Annotated in this window: 19 protein-coding genes; 10 read left to right on the top strand and 9 right to left on the bottom strand. The window is 54.9% G+C overall.

The window, feature by feature from the left end:
• Positions 1–16: 16 nt before the first annotated feature.
• Positions 17–1051: a glycoside hydrolase family 88/105 protein gene (locus BCM02_RS21635; RefSeq protein WP_148931216.1), complete on the top strand. Its 1035-nt coding sequence runs from the start codon at positions 17–19 to the stop codon at positions 1049–1051.
• Positions 1052–1243: 192 nt separating this feature from the next.
• Here the strand turns inward: BCM02_RS21635 and BCM02_RS21630 are convergent, their stop codons facing one another.
• Positions 1244–1585 (bottom strand): hypothetical protein, encoded by a 342-nt coding sequence (locus BCM02_RS21630; RefSeq protein ID WP_148931215.1) that lies wholly within the window; start codon positions 1583–1585, stop codon positions 1244–1246.
• Positions 1586–1648: 63 nt separating this feature from the next.
• Positions 1649–3586 (bottom strand): terpene cyclase/mutase family protein, encoded by a 1938-nt coding sequence (locus BCM02_RS21625; protein ID WP_246183496.1) that lies wholly within the window; start codon positions 3584–3586, stop codon positions 1649–1651.
• A 702-nt stretch (positions 3587–4288) separates the two neighbouring features.
• On the opposite strand from BCM02_RS21625, the gene BCM02_RS21620 reads away from it, so the two are divergent.
• The 5 genes from BCM02_RS21620 to cyoD all read left to right on the top strand — a co-directional run bounded on the left by BCM02_RS21620 (position 4289) and on the right by cyoD (position 8794).
• A complete protein-coding gene (locus BCM02_RS21620; RefSeq protein WP_148931213.1) occupies positions 4289–4531 on the top strand; it encodes a hypothetical protein in 243 nt (80 codons plus the stop codon).
• A 272-nt stretch (positions 4532–4803) separates the two neighbouring features.
• Entirely contained in the window at positions 4804–5796 is a 993-nt protein-coding gene (gene cyoA / locus BCM02_RS21615) for a ubiquinol oxidase subunit II (protein ID WP_187434354.1), read from the top strand.
• Between the two features lie 21 nt (positions 5797–5817).
• Positions 5818–7791: a cbb3-type cytochrome c oxidase subunit I gene (locus tag BCM02_RS21610; protein WP_148931211.1), complete on the top strand. Its 1974-nt coding sequence runs from the start codon at positions 5818–5820 to the stop codon at positions 7789–7791.
• A 33-nt stretch (positions 7792–7824) separates the two neighbouring features.
• Positions 7825–8457, top strand: coding sequence for a cytochrome o ubiquinol oxidase subunit III (gene cyoC, locus BCM02_RS21605; protein WP_148931360.1), 633 nt, complete (start codon positions 7825–7827; stop codon positions 8455–8457).
• Position 8458: 1 nt separating this feature from the next.
• A complete protein-coding gene (cyoD, locus tag BCM02_RS21600) occupies positions 8459–8794 on the top strand; it encodes a cytochrome o ubiquinol oxidase subunit IV (protein WP_148931210.1) in 336 nt (111 codons plus the stop codon).
• A gap of 89 nt (positions 8795–8883) precedes the next feature.
• Here cyoD and BCM02_RS21595 read toward each other — a convergent pair whose 3' ends face one another.
• Positions 8884–9057: an aspartyl-phosphate phosphatase Spo0E family protein gene (locus BCM02_RS21595; protein ID WP_148931209.1), complete on the bottom strand. Its 174-nt coding sequence runs from the start codon at positions 9055–9057 to the stop codon at positions 8884–8886.
• Between the two features lie 574 nt (positions 9058–9631).
• On the opposite strand from BCM02_RS21595, the gene BCM02_RS35385 reads away from it, so the two are divergent.
• Together BCM02_RS35385 and BCM02_RS21590 are read left to right on the top strand one after the other, a co-directional pair.
• Positions 9632–9796 (top strand): hypothetical protein, encoded by a 165-nt coding sequence (locus BCM02_RS35385; RefSeq protein WP_187434345.1) that lies wholly within the window; start codon positions 9632–9634, stop codon positions 9794–9796.
• Between the two features lie 246 nt (positions 9797–10042).
• The gene (locus BCM02_RS21590) at positions 10043–11461 is read left to right on the top strand and encodes an FAD/NAD(P)-binding protein (RefSeq protein ID WP_148931208.1); all 1419 of its coding nucleotides are present in this window, start codon (positions 10043–10045) and stop codon (positions 11459–11461) included.
• Positions 11462–11610: 149 nt separating this feature from the next.
• On the opposite strand, the gene BCM02_RS21585 is transcribed toward BCM02_RS21590, so the two are convergent.
• The gene (locus BCM02_RS21585) at positions 11611–11850 is read right to left on the bottom strand and encodes a hypothetical protein (RefSeq protein WP_148931207.1); all 240 of its coding nucleotides are present in this window, start codon (positions 11848–11850) and stop codon (positions 11611–11613) included.
• Between the two features lie 429 nt (positions 11851–12279).
• Between BCM02_RS21585 and BCM02_RS21580 the strand changes: the two genes are divergently transcribed.
• Positions 12280–12606 (top strand): ArsR/SmtB family transcription factor, encoded by a 327-nt coding sequence (locus BCM02_RS21580; protein WP_148931206.1) that lies wholly within the window; start codon positions 12280–12282, stop codon positions 12604–12606.
• Between the two features lie 74 nt (positions 12607–12680).
• On the opposite strand, the gene BCM02_RS21575 is transcribed toward BCM02_RS21580, so the two are convergent.
• From BCM02_RS21575 to BCM02_RS21565, 3 genes are all read right to left on the bottom strand, one after another.
• Positions 12681–14597, bottom strand: a complete 1917-nt coding sequence (locus tag BCM02_RS21575) for a glycosyl hydrolase family 18 protein (RefSeq protein WP_148931205.1) — start codon at positions 14595–14597, stop codon at positions 12681–12683.
• Between the two features lie 153 nt (positions 14598–14750).
• The gene (locus BCM02_RS21570) at positions 14751–15032 is read right to left on the bottom strand and encodes a YxcD family protein (RefSeq protein ID WP_148931204.1); all 282 of its coding nucleotides are present in this window, start codon (positions 15030–15032) and stop codon (positions 14751–14753) included.
• 3 nt (positions 15033–15035) lie between these two features.
• Positions 15036–15464 (bottom strand): hypothetical protein, encoded by a 429-nt coding sequence (locus tag BCM02_RS21565; protein ID WP_148931203.1) that lies wholly within the window; start codon positions 15462–15464, stop codon positions 15036–15038.
• A gap of 141 nt (positions 15465–15605) precedes the next feature.
• On the opposite strand from BCM02_RS21565, the gene BCM02_RS21560 reads away from it, so the two are divergent.
• On the top strand, positions 15606–16139 hold the full coding sequence (locus BCM02_RS21560; RefSeq protein ID WP_148931202.1) for a DUF309 domain-containing protein: 534 nt from the start codon (positions 15606–15608) through the stop codon (positions 16137–16139).
• Between the two features lie 90 nt (positions 16140–16229).
• Here the strand turns inward: BCM02_RS21560 and BCM02_RS21555 are convergent, their stop codons facing one another.
• Together BCM02_RS21555 and BCM02_RS21550 are read right to left on the bottom strand one after the other, a co-directional pair.
• Positions 16230–16796 carry a beta-class carbonic anhydrase gene (locus BCM02_RS21555; protein ID WP_148931201.1) on the bottom strand — a complete coding sequence of 189 codons (567 nt, stop codon included), beginning with the start codon at positions 16794–16796 and terminating at the stop codon, positions 16230–16232.
• A gap of 49 nt (positions 16797–16845) precedes the next feature.
• A complete protein-coding gene (locus BCM02_RS21550; protein ID WP_148931200.1) occupies positions 16846–17166 on the bottom strand; it encodes an iron-sulfur cluster biosynthesis family protein in 321 nt (106 codons plus the stop codon).
• Positions 17167–17222 lie beyond the last annotated feature (56 nt).

Raw genomic sequence — 17222 nt, 5'->3', positions numbered from 1 at the left:
AAGGGGATTTTGCTATATGCCACCGCTAATGTTTGACGAGAAACATATTCAGGATGTCATCGACCGCGTCGTTGAGCGCACGTTCCGCATGGACTTTAGCTGGGACTGGCCCGGAGGCGTCGCGTTCTACGGCGTAGCGGAAGCATACGAGGCAACCGGGAACAAGCGCTATATCGAGTTGCTGCAAGCATGGGTCGACGAGAAGCTCGAGGACGGGCTGCCGAAGCTGTCGGTGAACGGCGTATCGGTCGGTCACGCGCTGATCGCGCTCTACAAGGCGACGGAAGACAACAAATATCTGGATGTCGCGATCCAGATGGCAGACTATCTCCGACACGAAGCGGTACGTTTCGGCGACGGCATTTTCCAGCATACCGTAAACTCGGAGACGTACAACTTCCCCGAGCAGGCGTGGGTCGACACGATGATGATGGCCGGTTACTTCCTCGTCCGCATGGGCGCGCTGCTCGGCCGGGAGGATTACTTCGAAGACGGATTGAAACAGTATCACGGTCATGAACAATGTTTGCAGGATCCGGCGACGAATCTGTACTACCACGGTTGGGATAACATTGCGAAGAACCATATGTCCGGCATCTTTTGGGCGCGCGGCAACTCCTGGGCGGCGCTGACGATGGCGAAGGCGCTGCCGCTCATTCCGGTGACGCATCCGTCGTTTATGATCATTGAAGGATCGCTCCGCGACCAGTTGGCCGCGCTCGTCCGGCTGCAGAACATCGACGGGCTATGGCATACGGTGCTGACCGATCCGGGTTCGTACAGCGAAACAAGCGGTTCAGCGGGGATCGCCGCGGCGCTGACGCATGCCGGCGCGCTGTACAACAAATACGTGAATCTCGCGATCGAAGGCATTCTGAGTCAAATCGACGAGGACGGCTCGGTTCGTTCCGTCTCGGCGGGCACGGCGGTGATGCGCGACGTCGACGGCTACCGGGAAGTGCCGATCAAGCGGGTACAGGGCTGGGGACAAGGACTTGCGCTCGTCTTCTTGGCGGATTTGGTGCGTACGAAGCAGCGGGTATTCTCGTAGCGTTGATAAAGATTAGCAAATTGGCCAGCCGGATGTCCGGTTGGCTTTTTGGCATTCGCGACGGTGCGTTTCCTGCGGCAAAACAAAGACCAACGTCCCTATGCGCAAGGCATATTGACGTTGGTCTGGCGTACTTTCCCTGGTATGAAACGCGCGTCGCCGCTTAAGCTGGCGCCTGCCGCTTCATTTTGCTTATTGTTGGTACGGTACATGCTGCTGCGCTTGGAACGCCGGCTGCGCATTGAAGGAGTACGGTGCTTGCTCGATTTGAACGCGTTGCTCCAGTTGCTTGCAGAGCAATTGCACTTGGTTCATTTGCTGAATCGCGACTTCGTGGCCGTGCAGGGCGTTCTGGATGATTTGCGCCGCTTGCTGCTCGCGTCGAGCCAGCTGCTCCAGCTGCTGCGCGTTTTGAAGCTCTTGGTGAAGCATTTGTTGGTAGACGGCGGAAGCTTGCTGCGTTTGGTTAATCAGCTGGTGAATCGTTTGCTCCAGGAATTGGATTTGTTGCGAAAGATTCGTTTGATTGTACATGGTCGTGTTCCTCCCAAGTGGAATTTTTTCTACCTGGGTTAATTTGTCACGGCCCGGAATCAATTATGCATCGATTTCCAAAAATTCAGGAAAAAAATTCCCGTACTTGCGGCGAGCATGCGAAAGCGCAAGCAGCGGCCAAACGATCGGGTAACTTTCGTAGCGGGAATAGACGTGGCCGGGCAACGCGGCGCCTGTCGGATATTCGGCTTGCACGGAAGGTTGGCCGTGATGGGCGGCAATCCATTCGGCCGCTCGCTTGATGGCATCGTTGGGCTTGGCATGCACGGCCGTGAGCGCATCGAGCGCCCAGGCGGTCTGCACGATCGTCGAGCGTCCCAAAGGCACATACTGCCCTGCGACATCGCTGACGCATGATTCGCCGTAGCCGCCGTCCGGACGCTGAATATCCAGCAGCCATTGTACCGCCTTGCGGATCGCCGGGTGGTCAGACCGTTCGCCGACCGCGGCTAGTCCCGTCAATGCCGCCCACGTGCCGTAGATGTAGCAGACGCCCCAGCGACCGTACCAGGAACCGTCGTTCTGCTGATCGTGAACGAGCCACTGAACCGCGCGTTGCAGGAAGGGATGGCGATTCGATAGGCCGGCCGTGTTCCCGAGATAGTCGAGCGCCCGTCCGGTCAGATCGGCGCAGGAGGGATCGGTCGCGGCGGCTTCGACGCCTTCGAGCGGTATCCATTGGATGACCGGATGATGATTATTGCGTTCGAACGCGCCCCAGCCGCCATCGCTATTTTGCATGCCGAGCAGCCAATTCAGCCCGCGATCCGAGGCGTCGCCCGCTTCGGGCAGGATACCGCGCAGCGGTTCGATCGCGCGGAGGGCTGCCGTCGTGTCGTCCACGTCGGGATTAATCGTATTGATCTCCGAAAATCCCCATCCCCCCGGTTCCGCGTGCTCCGCCTCGAGTGCCCAATCGCCGGCTTTGTCGTGCTGACGGCCGAGCAAGTAGCGTCCGGCTTTCGCGATTGCATCTTGGACCCCGTCAAGACCGGCAGTCTGCAGCGCATGGCTGATGAGGGCGGTGTCCCATACGGCGGATGTCGTGGTCTGCAGATGATGTCCGTCACCGTCCGGTACGAATAAACGGGTCAGTCCGTCGACTGCTCGCTGAATTACGGGATCGTTTTTGTCGTAGCCAAGCGAAATGAATGCGAACACCATCAGGATCGTCGAGATGGCATAGCTGTAAAGCGTGCCATCGGATTCGATTCGGTCCCGCATGTACGTCTCGGCGGTGTCTACCGCGCGCTGCTTGAGCATTCTGGGCGCGTTGATCCACGCCAACGCCCATTCCTGCAGCGTATCGAGAGGACCTCGGGAGAGGTGGTCCGACCAGCTCGCTTCCGAAGTTGCGTTCGAGGATGTAGTGGCGAACAGCCAGCGGCTGCCTTCGAGCTCCGCCAATTTAGGCACATTAGGATTATGAAAACGCGGCTTGCGTTCACCGAGCACAAGCATGGGCGCCATGTGCACGCGGGCATAGCCGGAGAAGTGGAAGAAGTGAAGCGGGGCGCTCTTGGGAAGCAGCAGCGCAAGCGGAATCGGAAAGAAGGCCGGCCACGATTTGTATCCGGCCAGCGCGAGCAGAAATTTGGTCATTAAGCTGCTCACCCGTTTGGCGCCGCCCATCCGATCGATGGCATTCAGCGCCAGCTTCATATGCTGCGACTCCGGCGAATCGCCGGCATGGAGCAGCGCCAACACGCCTTCTATCGTAGCGGAGATGTTGCCGTCCGCCTCATCGGGATAGACCCGCCACGCACCGTCTGGATTTTGTCTCCCGCGAATCCGGTCTGCAAGCTTACGTACTTCCTCTTCGCGGCCGGCAATCCCCAGCAGACTGATCATGACCACGAAGTGGCAGTCGGTCATTATGCCGCTCTCGACAAATCGGTAGCGCCATGCGCCATCTTCGTGCTGTTCGGCAAGCAGTCGGCTCACCAGCGAAGCGATACAAGCTTCTATGCGTTCGTTCATCATATCCTCCTCATCCGTCCAAACACTGGATTGGATTTCCACTCACATTCGAAAGTATATGAACGGAGACAAGGCGAAGATAACCGGGCGCAGCGGTTAAGGGGAGGGATGAGGGATAACGGTATCCACGAAGAAGTGAGAAGCGGAGTGCAGGAATAACAATTAATGAAGGGAGTCGAATTTGCGTTTCATACAAGTAAGCTTTGGCCAATGGCCAAAGCGCATCAACGCCAGATGCTCGACTCGTCCTAAGGTCAGGCCATTACAACAAAGAGAAAACCAGATGTCCAGATGGCGGTAGCCATGAGCTTTGCCATAGGAAAATGAAAATCTGTCGAGCTCCTCATCGAAGGTGAGCAGAAACGAATCAACGACGTTAGCTTTGTCCGCAAGGACAAAAGCGCGCCTCGCTCGAAACTACCCGCCAACCACCAACACTCGCATGCGCACGAAACCGGGTGTCCAGAGGGCAGCGCCCTTGGAGCCCCCTCGGCGGAGGGGGTGGGGGGAGGGAGATCTCTAGAATGATAATTGTTCCGATAAAGTGGGTAAAGATCACTATCTTGGCTTTTCAAGCCCGCGCTTCCGAAAAATTTGTCCGTTTTTCGATCAAAATGTGAAAAGTATTTGAACACAAATCGCGAAAATGAGGTATAATAGATCCATAGGAAGCGTTTACTTTACCGAACGGGAGTGACCATCATGAACAAAGAAGTACGCGACGTGAAACGGATTTTCTCGACGATGAATATAATGGCCTGGTTGTGTTTAGCAATCGGCGTTGTGATGTGTATTTGGAACCTGAGCCACTTCAGCGACAAGAACTTGACGCTCATGGTCGGGATCGGCTTTTTGGTCGGCAGCGTATTTATCTATACGATCGGTACCGCTATCAATATGGTAGAGAACCGCAAGCACGGCTCCGACGGCCAACAGCGCATTTAACAGACGGAAATTGCATATTGACAAGCGATTCGCTTGCGCATGAGCCTCCCGGGACAACCGGGAGGTTCTTTTGCGTTTAGGGCGGTTATTAGTAAATATCGTCGAAATGGTGAAAGAAATATTACAGAAAATCTAATTTTCGTTGACGCATTTGTTAACGATAAGGAAAAGTGAGAAGACTTCTGTTATGGTTATGGCATGAAACAAATTTCACAAAGTTCGTCCACAATGAACGGCCGTAAGGAGATGAGGAAGTGAAGAAGCGCAGCGTTATGAAACGAATCACCGCAGCCTTCATGCTGACGCTGACGATGGTTCTGCTGTCGGGCTGTAACCCCATGGTGCTTGATCCCAAGGGTCCGGTAGGCGATTCGCAGCGGGATTTGATCTGGATTTCAACGCTGCTATGCGCAATCATTATCGTGCCTGTCCTGATTTTGACCGCCGTCATCGTATGGCGTTACCGGGACAAACCGGGCAACAAAGCGGCGTATAAGCCGAAATGGGAGCATAGCACGAAACTAGAGACGATATGGTGGGGCATTCCGATTGTCATTATCGTCATTCTCGCCGTCGTGACGGTACGCTACACGTATCATCTCGAGCCTTCGAAACCGCTCGAGTCCGAGAAGGAACCGCTCGTCATCGAAGTGACGTCGCTCGACTGGAAATGGCTGTTCACGTATCCCGAGCAAAATATCGCCACGGTCAATTACTTGAAGTTCCCGGAAGACCGGCCGATTGAATTCAAGCTCACGAGCGACGCGCCGATGAACTCCTTCTGGATTCCGCAGCTCGGCGGACAGATTTACACGATGTCCGGCATGGCCATGACATTGTTCCTGCAAGCGGATGAGCCAGGCGTCTATTATGGGGCCGGCGCAAACTTCACGGGCAAAGATTTCGGCAAAATGCGTTTCGACGCGACAGCCACGTCCGAAGAAGAATTCGCGGCTTGGGTGCAGGAAGTGAAAGGCACGGGAACGGAGCTTACGATGGACGGCTACGGCAAGCTGGCCGAGCAAGGCACGGCCGAAATCCAGTCGTTCTCCGGCTATCCGCAAGGACTCTTCAATTCGATCGTGAACAAATACGCGGTGCCGGGATCGGGCGGCCATCATCATGGTGGCGAGTCGACCGAAAGCGCGGAGTATTCGAAAGCAAGCACCGACGAAGCGAAATCTACTGCCGATGATCAAGAAATGAACATGGACATGGACGCCGAAATGGACATGGATCATGAGCATCATGCGGATCACGAATAACGGAAAGAGAGGAGAGACCGCATGTTAGAGAAAATCAAAGAGTTCGCCGGGGACTTCTTCGTCACGGGCGACCCGCTCATCTATGGCGCCGACGTGAGTATCGCGCTCGCGCTCATCTCGATCATTACGGTGCTGACCTACTTCAAAAAGTGGGGCTGGCTGTGGCGCGAATGGTTGACGACCGTCGACCATAAGCGAATCGGGATTATGTACATTATCGCATCGATTCTCATGCTCTTCCGCGGCGGCGTCGACGCGCTGCTCATGCGGACGCAGATCGCGCTTCCGGATGTCCACTTCCTGGAACCGGAGCATTACAACCAAATTTTCACGACGCACGGCGTTATTATGATCCTTTTCATGGCGATGCCGCTTATGTTCGGCTTATTCAACATCGTCGTGCCGCTTCAGATCGGCGCGAGGGACGTGGCCTATCCGTTCCTAAACTCCTTAAGCTTCTGGATGTTCTTCTTTGGCGCCATGCTGTTCAACATGTCGTTCGTCATCGGCGGTTCGCCGGATGCCGGATGGCTATCGTATGCGCCGCTCTCGGAGCTGTCGCATAGTCCGGGCGTCGGGCAGGACTTCTATATATGGGGCATTCAGATTTCGGGTATCGGCTCCTTGGCGACGGGGATTAACTTCATCGTTACCATTCTCAAGATGCGCGCGCCGGGCATGAAATTGATGCAAATGCCGATGTTCAGCTGGTCTGTCTTGTCCAGCTGCGTCACGATCATTTTCGCTTTCCCGATTCTGACCGTCACATTGGCGCTCCTGTTCCTTGACCGATACCTCGGCGCACACTTCTTCACGCTCGACGGCGGGGGCAACCCGATGATGTACGTCAACTTGATTTGGATGTGGGGTCACCCCGAGGTGTACATCGTCGTTCTTCCGGCGTTCGGGATCTACTCGGAGATCGTCGCCACCTTCTCGAAGAAGAAGTTGTTCGGCTACAAATCGATGGTGTTCGCCATGATGATCATCAGCGTGCTGTCCTTCTTCACGTGGCTTCACCACTTCTTCACGATGGGCTCGGGCGCGGACGTGAATGCGTTCTTCGCGATAACGACGATGCTCATCGCGATCCCGACCGGGGTCAAAGTTTTCAACTGGCTGTTCACGATGTTCCGTGGCCGTATCACGTTCTCCACGCCGATGATGTGGACGATCGCGTTCATTCCGTGTTTCGTCATCGGCGGTATGACGGGGGTATTGCTATCCGTCGCGCCGGCCGACTTCCAGTTCCACAATAGTTACTTCCTAATCGCGCACTTCCACCAAGTGTTGATCGGCGGCGTCGCGTTCGGATATTTTGCAGGCTTGTATTACTGGTGGCCGAAGATGTTCGGCTTCAAGCTGAACGAGAAGCTAGGCAAATGGGCATTCTGGCTGTGGAACATCGGTTTCTACGTCTGCTTTATGCCGCAATATTTCCTGGGTCTCGACGGCATGACGCGCCGCGTCAGCGAATACAGCTGGGACATGGGCTGGGGACCGCTTAACCTCGTCTCCACGATCGGCGGTTTCCTGATGGGGATCGGGTTCTTGTTCCAGGTTTGGCAGATTGCGCACAGCATTAAATTCATGGAACGCGATACGACGGGCGACCCATGGAACGGCCGTACGCTTGAATGGTCGATTCCATCCCCTGCGCCGCTCTATAACTTCGCGACATTGCCGCAAGTGCAGAATCAGGACGACTGGTGGGAAGACAAACAGCGCAAGGCAAACGGCTTGCCGTCGACGAAGAAGCCGCAACCGCTCGAACCGATTCATATGCCGAAAAACTCGGCGATTCCGTTCATCATGTCCGTGTGCTGGTTCGTTGCGGGCTTCGGTTTCGTCTTCGATTGGTTGATCTTCGCCATCCCGGGCATGATCGGCGTCTTCATCTGCTTGCTGGCGCGTTCGTTCTCGTACGACACGGACTACTACATTCCGGTTGATGAGATCAAACGCACCGAGGCCGCTTTAAGGGGGGCGAACTAAGTGTTGACACGTAAGTTTAAAACGCGGCCATTCATGGCCGCTCACACCGATACGGCGCACGGCAGCCATGCCGGCGGCGGACATGGCCATGACGAACACCACGAGCACGAACATGAGTCGATGAAGACGTTCGGCTTCTGGCTATTCCTCATGACCGACTGTATTCTCTTCGCAACGCTGTTTGCGACGTATATCGTCTTGAAAGGCAACACCAACGGCGGGCCGACGGCGCACGAGCTGTTCGAGATGCCGGGCATCATCGCCTCGACGTTCATCCTGCTTACGAGCAGCTTTACGAGCGGTCTCGCCGTGCTGGCGATGCATAAGAAGAATGTCAAAGGGCTTATTATGTGGCTGGGCGTTACGGTACTGCTCGGTGCCTCGTTCGTGGCGCTTGAAGTTACCGAGTTTATCAAAATGGTACACGAAGGCGCGACGATCAGCACAAGCGCGTTCCTCTCCGGATTTTTTACGCTGGTCGGCACGCACGGCTTGCACGTATCGCTCGGTTTATTCTGGATGATCGGCTTGATGATTCAGCTATCGCGCCGAGGGATTACGCCGGTTACGCAGCGTAAAGTCAACGTAATTAGCTTGTATTGGCACTTTTTGGACGTCGTGTGGATTTTCGTCTTCACGATCGTCTATATGATGGGGGTGATGTAAGATGGCACAACATCAAGGCGGCGCGCATGGCCATGATGCGCACGGCGGACACGGTTCGCTGAAATCTTACGTCATCGGTTTCGTACTTTCGATTATTCTGACGATAATCCCGCTCGTCCTGGTCTTGAACGACTACGTGGAAGGCACGGCGGCCAACGTCGTGCTGCTCGTGACCGCGGTGCTGCAATTCCTGGTACAGCTCTTGTTCTTCATGCATCTGCGCGAAGAGAACAAACCGCGTTATAACCTCATGTCGCTCTTGCTCGGCTTGTTGATTGTCCTGACGATCGTGCTTGGCTCGATCTGGATCATGACGTACAACACCGTCGCGCATTAATCGTATAGGCATCGTCAATCAAAAGAAGCAGCTCCTCGGATATCCGGGGAGCTGCATTTTTGTGCGTATGAACGACCGTTTCGTCTATCCTACAAGGCGCAGCGCAGCTGCTGCGACAGCTCATAATGCAGCATAATGAGCAAATCGAGCTTCTGGCTGATCTCAACCACGACGGATGCGGTAAGAGGCGATTCCGACGACACCGTATTGAGAATCAATCGAAGCTGCTCGATCTCGTTATTAATGTCCGCTAACGTAGCCATAAGCCGTGCCTCCTCGTCATAATTGGTCTACCGTCCTTGCGATTGTTGACTTGCCATGAAGAACATCCAGGCGTTGGATCGATGAAAGAGTATGTAAGTAGGCTTAGATGAAGTCGAGAAGCGTTAGTCCAGTTGAGCGGTTTCCCCGCTCCGCTTCTTCCTCTCCGGGCAACCGTACTTTGAGTGAAATAAGTATCGTCATTTTGGAAAGGTGGGCGGACGCCGAGCGAAACGCCGCTTTGACGGCATTCCTCCATGAGTGTAAGGCAATCGGAATCATCTGTAAACAGGCAAGCCTCCGCACCTTAGAAGCCATCCTTGAGGTCCCGGCGAATTTTCGATTCGTCGATTCCGACGCATAGATCGACCTTGATCGCATGTAGTCGGCAGCTCCCCCTTTCGTTGGTCTTAGTTATCATTCGACGTTTTATTGGGCTTTCCTTTATTTTCCTCGAAAAAGTTGACATGCCTTGTCCGGTTAACGGCTGAACATAGGATTTTCTTCCTCATACATAATATTCCATGAGTCGGATACACTAATGACCGTTGTGCTGAAAGAAGGAGGTGTACGCGCATGGCAAACTCGCAAAACGAATTGAACAAAGGCGAGGTTCAATCGACGAAATTGAACCAATTCCCGGTACCGGGCGAGAACGATACGGAGTTCTCCGCCGAGGAAGCGGCAGAAGCGTTCGAGCAGCAATCCGCTCCTGGACGCAGCGCTCAGCAAGAACAATAGGGCGCATGAACCAGACCTTACAAGGTCTGGTTTTTTTTATGACCGCATGGCAAGAGGACGCCCTGTCCGAAGTCTTGTTATTTTGAACAAGAACCGCTGGTTCGTTTTAGTGCTCCTTACAATAAATCCACTCTACCCTTCAAATAGCCGCGTGGAAAGAGGTAAGATGACGATATAAATCACATAAGATGTACTTATATATGACATGAAATATAGCGGGTTCATTGCAGAAAGGCGGGGGATACGATGAGTCTTGAGGCATTGCAAGCGCGCGTAAAGGCGGACTTGTCCTATTTGGCTTACGGCGGACTCGATTGGCTTCAACCGAAGCGCCATCCAGCAGGTCATGTTTATGATGTGGTGGTCGTAGGCGGCGGTCAGAGCGGGCTGTCGATCGGCTTTGGGCTCCTTCGCGAGCGGATTTCCAACATTCTGATTATCGACGAGAACACCGAAGGTTTGGAAGGACCGTGGGAAACTTATGCGCGCATGATGACGCTTCGAACCCCAAAGCATCTGACTTCCGTAGATCTCGGCATTCCGTCGCTTACCTTCCGCTCTTGGTGGGAAGCGCGTCATGGCGCGGAAGGATGGGAAACGCTCGGCAAAATCCCGCGCGGCGAATGGATGAACTATCTCCGCTGGTACAGACGCGTACTCGAGCTGCCGGTCTTAAACGAAGTTAAGCTAACACTTGTCGATTCGGCGGGCGAAGGGGTCCATCGGTTGCATATCGAAGGGGCCGGCGCGCCGGCGAAGGAGCTGTTGGCGCGCAAAGTCGTTCTGGCGACGGGCATTCAAGGCGGCGGAGAGTGGCATGTGCCATCGCTGATAGCCCGCAATCTGCCGGCGAATCTATACGCCCATACGTCGCAGCGGATCGATTTCGAAGAGCTGAGAGGGAAGAAGGTCGCCGTCCTGGGCGGCGGCGCCTCTGCTTTCGACAACGCGAATTTCGCGCTGCACGAAGGCGTCGCGGAGGCGCATGTCTTCGTTCGGCGAAGCGAGCTGCCCCGCATCAATCCGATCCGTCAAATGGAAGGTTCAGGTATGATCGAACGATTCGCGGCGCTGGGCGATGCCGACAAATATCGCGTCATCGCGCATTTCTTCAAGCATAATCAACCCCCGACGAACGATACGTTCGAGCGAGCGGCCGCTTCGCCGGGCTTCCATCTCCATTTGGGTGCGCCATGGCTGAACGTTCGGGCAGCCGAACAAGGCGCGGTCGTGACGTCGTCGCAGGGCGAGTACGCCTTCGATTTTTTGATCATCAGCACCGGGCTTATTACCGATCCGGCGCTCAGGCCGGAATTGGCGCTCGTCGAACGCCATATCGCCAGATGGGGGGATCGCTACGAGGCGCCGGAAGGCATCGCGAACCCGCTCCTAGACGCGCACCCGTACTTGTCTAGAGGCTTTGCGTTCCAAGGGCGCGACGCGGAAGGAGAGAAGAAGCTGCACGGTCTTTTCTCGTTCACATATTCGGCGCTGGTCAGCTGCGGAATATCGGCTTCGGCGCTATCGGGCATGAAGTTTGCCGTGCCGCGTCTCGTGGCCGAGATTGCGGATCAGCTGTTCATAGATGATCGAGAGACCATACTAGATCGCTACTACAAGTATGATGAACCCGAGTTCGTCGGCGAATGGCCTATAGAAGGATAGCTTGCGTTTGATGCGGGAACGCCCTTTGCCAAGGGCGTTATTCGCATATTATACGCCTGTGCCTGCAAGGGTACAGGGCGGACAGGGGAGAGCGGGCGGCTGCATTCGCCTCGCGTAGTATTGTTAGTCAACCGCAGTGTAATTCGGTATTATACGATTGTGCGGTACGCAGACGCATTGAAGCTTTCCGACACGACCCGAAGGCAGGCCGAATCGGTGGAAATAAACGCCGTGTAGACCAAGATACGATTGGCCGACAGATCCACATCATAGTCTGCGGCTTTCGCGCTGATTTGTTGGAAGAACGAGGTCGTCCCTTCCGCTAAATAGACCGCCGTGCTGGAATACACGACCGGATCCGTTAGCTGCGTGCCACGGACAATCGTCATAAATATTGCCAATCACATCCGGTTGCGTCACTTGAATCGTGGCGTTCGCATAGAGCTGCACGCTGAGCACCTCGTTTTCGGCACCGACTGGTACGATGAAGCCCAGATTACCGAATGGCTGTGCGTGCCGGCAGGAAGCGCGACGGCAATGGATCGCGCATAACTGGCGTTTTGAGAAGTAGCCCCGTTAATAAACATCGATCAAGCACCTCCTTCGCTAGACGAATTAGGAGCGGATCCTCGCACGATATCCAAGAAACATCTGCCGAAGCTAGCGCCGCCGATATTGATGGTAACGAGCGCGTGCAGGTACCGTTACGATTCCGGTTGTTTCAGGCGGAATGAGGCTCGTTCCTTGACAACAATATTCCCGCATCGGTATATTCTTCATATGGAACGTATATTACGAAAGAATCGGAGGGGGAAGAGATGGATGTTGCAACTTTGAGCGCGCTTGCCGAACCCAACCGGCTTCAGATGGTTGAACTGCTTCGAGACGGCCCGCTGACGGTGGGGGAAATCGCCGATCAGCTGGGAATCCGACAACCGCAGGCATCCAAGCATCTTAAAGTATTGAACGAGGCGCGCATCGTGGACGTGCGCCCGCAGGCTAATCAGCGGATTTACAACTTGAGGCCGGAGCCTCTTCAAGACATGCAGATCTGGATCCAATCGTTTCGGCGGCTGTGGGAAGATCGGTTCGATCGGTTGGACGCATATTTGGAGGAACTGCAGAAGGAGAACCCAACCGAATAGGCTGCACATAAAAAGAACCTGCATGGCGAGTTGCCATGCAGGTTCGATTGCTTTTAACAATGAATAAGGGCTAATTATTTGTACTGCAGCAGCATCGACCAGAGGTCGGCGCTTTCGTAACCAAGTCGCCATGCGGCAACGCCGGCGAGATCGTATTTGCGCGCAAGGTCGACGCGAGCCTTGACGGTCGCTTCCGTCTCCGCCCAGAATACGTGCGTGTAGCCATCCTTCGCGTACGTATATTTCATTTGACCGGATTCGGCGTCATACGTGCCGGTTGCGCCGTTCTCTTGGATGATGCGCGGCACTTCCTTCATGTAGATCGCCTTATTGTCCACTATGTTGCCCGAAGCGTCGATCCGCCATTCGCGAACGTAGAACGGAATGCCGAGCATTATCTTATCGCGCGGTACCCCATACGCCAAATATTGCTCGATGCCTTCTTCGATCCAGCCCATCCCGCCGACGGAACCGGGTTCGTCGCTGCCGCTCCAGTGCTCATCGTAGGCCATGATCATGACCGTATCGACGATTTGGCCGATGGCCGCGATATCGTAGGCGGTCTGCGCATTCCATTTGACGTCGCCGCGCGGCAGGTCGATGGAGAGGGTCATTCTTTTCGCATGCAGCGCCTTGGCGAGATTGCGGACGAATTCGGTATAGAGCGCGCGATCACCGCCGTACATGCCCTCGAAATCCAAATTCATGCCTTGGAGTCCCAGCGTATCTAGCCGCGACACGAGCGAGGCGATGAATTTCGTTTGCGCCGCCGGGTCTTTCAGAAACTCGCGCGTCAGATTTTTATCGAATTGATTGTGCACGAGCGGCTCGACCTTAATGCCCGACCCTTGAAGCGACGAGATCACGGCCGAATCCGAGTTGTCCATCATCGTGCCGTCCGCGTTCGTTAGCACGAACCAAGTCGGAGAGGTCGTGTCCAAACCCTGCGTATTCGCGACCTGCGCCAGTACGGTCTTCGTACTTGAGGTCCCGTTCCATCCGAGCACCTTCAATTTACTTGCGTTATTCCAGAGCGCTCTGCCTTCGGCCGTCAGGACGACCGCGTTCTTCACTTGAGAAGCGTAAGCGACAGCGGATTGGCGGGTGAAAAATTGTTTCAACACTTCGTCGCCTTTGACGACTTTCAAATAAGGCGCGTTCGTCCACCATTCTAAGCCGTCTTTCATAATCGTCGCGCCGTTCAGCGCTTTCGCATAGGCAATTGCGCTCTCCAGATTGAAGAAAGATCGAACGGCACGTCCGTTCTGGTTGACGATATACGGCGCCGCGTTCTGATGGACGATCTTGCCGGTCGACGTATTCAGGACGGCGCTGCCCGAGATGCCGGCCGAGGCACGGATGGCATCGGCCAAGAACCCGTACGGTGCATCGTTGGCCGCTTCGCCCGCAACCGTAACGATATAGACCGGCGTCGATGCGCGCTTGGCCGTTTTTTGCGCGGCGGTCAAGTTGTCCCATACCCATTGGTTCGCCGACAAATCGATGACGTGGGCATTCGCATAATATTTTGCCGCCGCCTTGGCTTCCGCCAGCGTGGCGAAGCTCCAGGCCGCCGACGTTTTGTCGCCTTGATAAAGCTGATATTTCGGATACGTATAGGATACCCAGCCCGGCTGCTGCAAATCTCGAATTTGGGCAAACTTTAGCTTTTTCGCGAACGCCTTGGCCTGATCGAGCGTCTTGAATTCGCGCGCCGCCGTCGAGACGCCGTTCTCGTACACTTTGTAGCGCGGGAAGTTGTCCCATACCCAGACGCGGTCGGTAATTTTTTCGATATGGCTATAGGAGAAGCTTTTCGCATAGGCGATCGCTTGGGTTTCGGTTTTGAATTCTTGGAGCGCCTTGTCGTTTTGATAGACGCGGTATTTGCTCGTTAAATCCGTAGATGCGGTTGCGGCGGATACGCCTGCAGTCATTACGCTTTGAGCGGCGATCATGCCGGCCAGAAGCATGCTCCATTTTTTCATCATCGGATTTATCTCACCTCGTTGTAGGATGTCTAGCTTTCTATTAGACGTAGAAACGAGGTGGATGTTGCGCGAATTCGACAGATTCCGATAAATGGCAAGCGCACGAAGCATAAAAAAGCCGGAACCCTTTGGGCTCCGGCTTGCTTATACAACTTAGTGATCGGCAATGTCCGCCCAAATCTCGTCCTCGACATCGAGCGTGATTTGCGAACGGAACACGCGCCTGTTGTACTCTCTGAACATATACTGTTCGATCGCCTCCAGCAGGTTGGCTTCCACCAAATACTGGCTTCTGCCTTGCACCCATACTTCGGCGGTGAATCCTAGGTTCTCATCCCATGCGAGCTGTACTTCGACCTCGCTTGGGGGAACGCCTTTGCGGTCGGCGGTGTTCAAGCAGACCGCGTTGATGATTTCGTCCATCGAAATCCGCATGTTTTAGTAACCCCGGTATTGATCATTCGGATGATGCGGCTTGCGGCGGTTTCGGAAGTAACGGACGATGCCGCGAATCGCGACGAACAGCAGGTAGATGGCGAACAAGTTGACGAGAAGACCCAAGAAATCGCCCATGAAGCCCATATTCATAAACATGCTGCCGAACAGCATGCCCGCGAGCCCGCCGATCATCAATCCTTTCATGAAGCTGCCGCCGCTCGAAAATCCGCGCTTGGTCGTGGCGGCCGTCGAAGCGGTGTTTTTCGTGCCGGATGTGCTTTGTTGAACATTATCGGTTTTCTTTGGCGTCTGCGTGTAGCTTTGCTTCGGCGATTTGAATGACCCGCCTCTCGGTTTCGCGCTTGCCGATCCCGCAAATACGGCGAAGATGAGCGTGAAAGCCATAATAAGCAGCATACTTTTCTTCATCTGTCGTTCTCCTCCTGAGTAGACCCTTTTTTGATTGTATTGCCTTTCCATACAATTACGTCTAATATAATCAAAGGTTTCAACTTTCATTCCAAAACGAGTTTTCTCTTTCATATAAACGAGGCGACAGGGAGGATGGAGATGATCGAGAGCGATAAGGAGACGAGGTATCCGCGGGCGTATGTCCGTTATCTGGTGGAATTCCATGCAACGCGCGATTATTTCGAGTGCCATGAGCTGCTGGAGGAGCACTGGAAGGAGCATCCGGGCGATCCGTTCGCTGATACATGGGTCGGGCTGATTCAGCTAGCGGTCGGCTGTTATCATCACCGTAGAGGCAATCTCTCGGGCGCGGTCAAGATGTTCATGCAGGCCTCGAATCGGTTAAAGGCCGAAACGCTGAAGGAGCTAGGGCTGGACGGCGAGCGCTCGATCGCGCTTCTGAACGAGCGACGCGCCGCCGCCTCGGCTGGCGCCGCCTTCCTCGACGTCCAATTGCCGATCGTCGATGAGTGGCTGTCCGGGGAATGCCTTCGAATGACGCGCGAGGACGGTTTGATCTGGGGAGCGCCGAGCACCGGCGACGAATCGTTGACCGAGCGTCATCGCCTGCGCGATCGCAGCGACGTTCTAGCCGCGCGGGAAGCCGCATTGAAGGCGAAAGACGGAAGATAAGAAGTTCGAATACGAAAAGGAGCTTTCTCCCGCTTGCCACGACCGGCAGGGGGAGAAAGCTCTTTTTCGTACATTCGAGTCGTATAAGAATTAGTGCTTGTCGTAGCCGTTGACGATCAAATCCAATTTGCCCGTCTCGGGATGGATGATGAGACCGTGAACCGGCGTGTTCGGAGGCAGCAGCGGGTGGTTGCGGACGATGCTGACGCTGTTCTCGACGCTTTCCTTCACGTTGTCGAAGCCGGTCAGCCAACGTTTCAGGTTGATACCGGAATGCACCAGCGTATCGATGACGTCGTCATGAATGCCGACGTCCTTCACTTTGCCGAGGACCGACTCCGGATTCAAGCCCGTCATGCCGCACTCGTAATGGCCGATGATCAGTACTTCTTCCGCGCCGAGCTCGTACACGGCCACGAGAATACTACGCATAATGTTGCCGAAAGGCTGCGTCACGATCGCGCCCGCGTTCTTAATGATCTTCGCGTCGCCGTTGCGCAGGTTAAGCGCCTTGGGCAGCAGTTCGGTCAATCGCGCGTCCATGCAGGTAACGACGGCCAGCTTTTTGTCCGGAAATTTGGTCGTACGGTATTCCTCATAATTCTGGTTGTCCACGAAGGCGCCGTTATGCGCCAAAATCTGTTCCAGTCTGCTCATCTTGCCCCTCCCGCGTATTCGTTTGATTCGTTGATCGGATTCGCCGCGACTACGATTTCAGCAGCCGGAGATTGGTCGTGTACGTCTGGTTGTCGCTCTTCAGGACGAAGGCGTTGCGAGACGGATTGTAATCAATCTTCAGCCGAGGTTCGAAGAACACCTCGTAATTGGGCTCGTACCATACCGGATACGGGTCGCCGGTGCCTTGCGCGTCCCCGAAGAAGGGCGTATCGATCAGCTGAAGCGTCGGCACGCCGTTCATGACGCAGCCGCAGCCTTCCGTGTCGTATAGCAGCCGGAGCTGTATGCCTGTCCCTACGACTTCAGGCGCAAGACGGTCGATCGCTGTCGGCGTAAACGTAAAATGCATAGGTATGCTCCTCTCCATCTCTATATTTAGCAAGAGCCGAACCAATTAAAGTTGAT

Origin of the sequence: Paenibacillus methanolicus, from assembly GCF_008124765.1 — a bacterium.
GTDB classification, from domain to species: Bacteria; Bacillota; Bacilli; order Paenibacillales; family Paenibacillaceae; genus Paenibacillus_Z; species Paenibacillus_Z methanolicus.
Note: the sequence above shows the minus strand (reverse complement) of the source record. Positions and strands in the feature narration are given on the sequence as shown.

Coding starts and splice junctions, on each gene's coding strand:
- BCM02_RS21635 (WP_148931216.1), top strand. CDS start 17: ATGCCACCGCTAATGTTTGACGAGAAACATATTCAGGATGTCATCGAC.
- BCM02_RS21630 (WP_148931215.1), bottom strand. CDS start 1,585: ATGTACAATCAAACGAATCTTTCGCAACAAATCCAATTCCTGGAGCAA.
- BCM02_RS21625 (WP_246183496.1), bottom strand. CDS start 3,586: ATGAACGAACGCATAGAAGCTTGTATCGCTTCGCTGGTGAGCCGACTG.
- BCM02_RS21620 (WP_148931213.1), top strand. CDS start 4,289: ATGAACAAAGAAGTACGCGACGTGAAACGGATTTTCTCGACGATGAAT.
- cyoA (WP_187434354.1), top strand. CDS start 4,804: ATGAAACGAATCACCGCAGCCTTCATGCTGACGCTGACGATGGTTCTG.
- BCM02_RS21610 (WP_148931211.1), top strand. CDS start 5,818: ATGTTAGAGAAAATCAAAGAGTTCGCCGGGGACTTCTTCGTCACGGGC.
- cyoC (WP_148931360.1), top strand. CDS start 7,825: ATGGCCGCTCACACCGATACGGCGCACGGCAGCCATGCCGGCGGCGGA.
- cyoD (WP_148931210.1), top strand. CDS start 8,459: ATGGCACAACATCAAGGCGGCGCGCATGGCCATGATGCGCACGGCGGA.
- BCM02_RS21595 (WP_148931209.1), bottom strand. CDS start 9,057: ATGGCTACGTTAGCGGACATTAATAACGAGATCGAGCAGCTTCGATTG.
- BCM02_RS35385 (WP_187434345.1), top strand. CDS start 9,632: ATGGCAAACTCGCAAAACGAATTGAACAAAGGCGAGGTTCAATCGACG.
- BCM02_RS21590 (WP_148931208.1), top strand. CDS start 10,043: ATGAGTCTTGAGGCATTGCAAGCGCGCGTAAAGGCGGACTTGTCCTAT.
- BCM02_RS21585 (WP_148931207.1), bottom strand. CDS start 11,850: ATGACGATTGTCCGTGGCACGCAGCTAACGGATCCGGTCGTGTATTCC.
- BCM02_RS21580 (WP_148931206.1), top strand. CDS start 12,280: ATGGATGTTGCAACTTTGAGCGCGCTTGCCGAACCCAACCGGCTTCAG.
- BCM02_RS21575 (WP_148931205.1), bottom strand. CDS start 14,597: ATGATGAAAAAATGGAGCATGCTTCTGGCCGGCATGATCGCCGCTCAA.
- BCM02_RS21570 (WP_148931204.1), bottom strand. CDS start 15,032: ATGCGGATTTCGATGGACGAAATCATCAACGCGGTCTGCTTGAACACC.
- BCM02_RS21565 (WP_148931203.1), bottom strand. CDS start 15,464: ATGAAGAAAAGTATGCTGCTTATTATGGCTTTCACGCTCATCTTCGCC.
- BCM02_RS21560 (WP_148931202.1), top strand. CDS start 15,606: ATGATCGAGAGCGATAAGGAGACGAGGTATCCGCGGGCGTATGTCCGT.
- BCM02_RS21555 (WP_148931201.1), bottom strand. CDS start 16,796: ATGAGCAGACTGGAACAGATTTTGGCGCATAACGGCGCCTTCGTGGAC.
- BCM02_RS21550 (WP_148931200.1), bottom strand. CDS start 17,166: ATGCATTTTACGTTTACGCCGACAGCGATCGACCGTCTTGCGCCTGAA.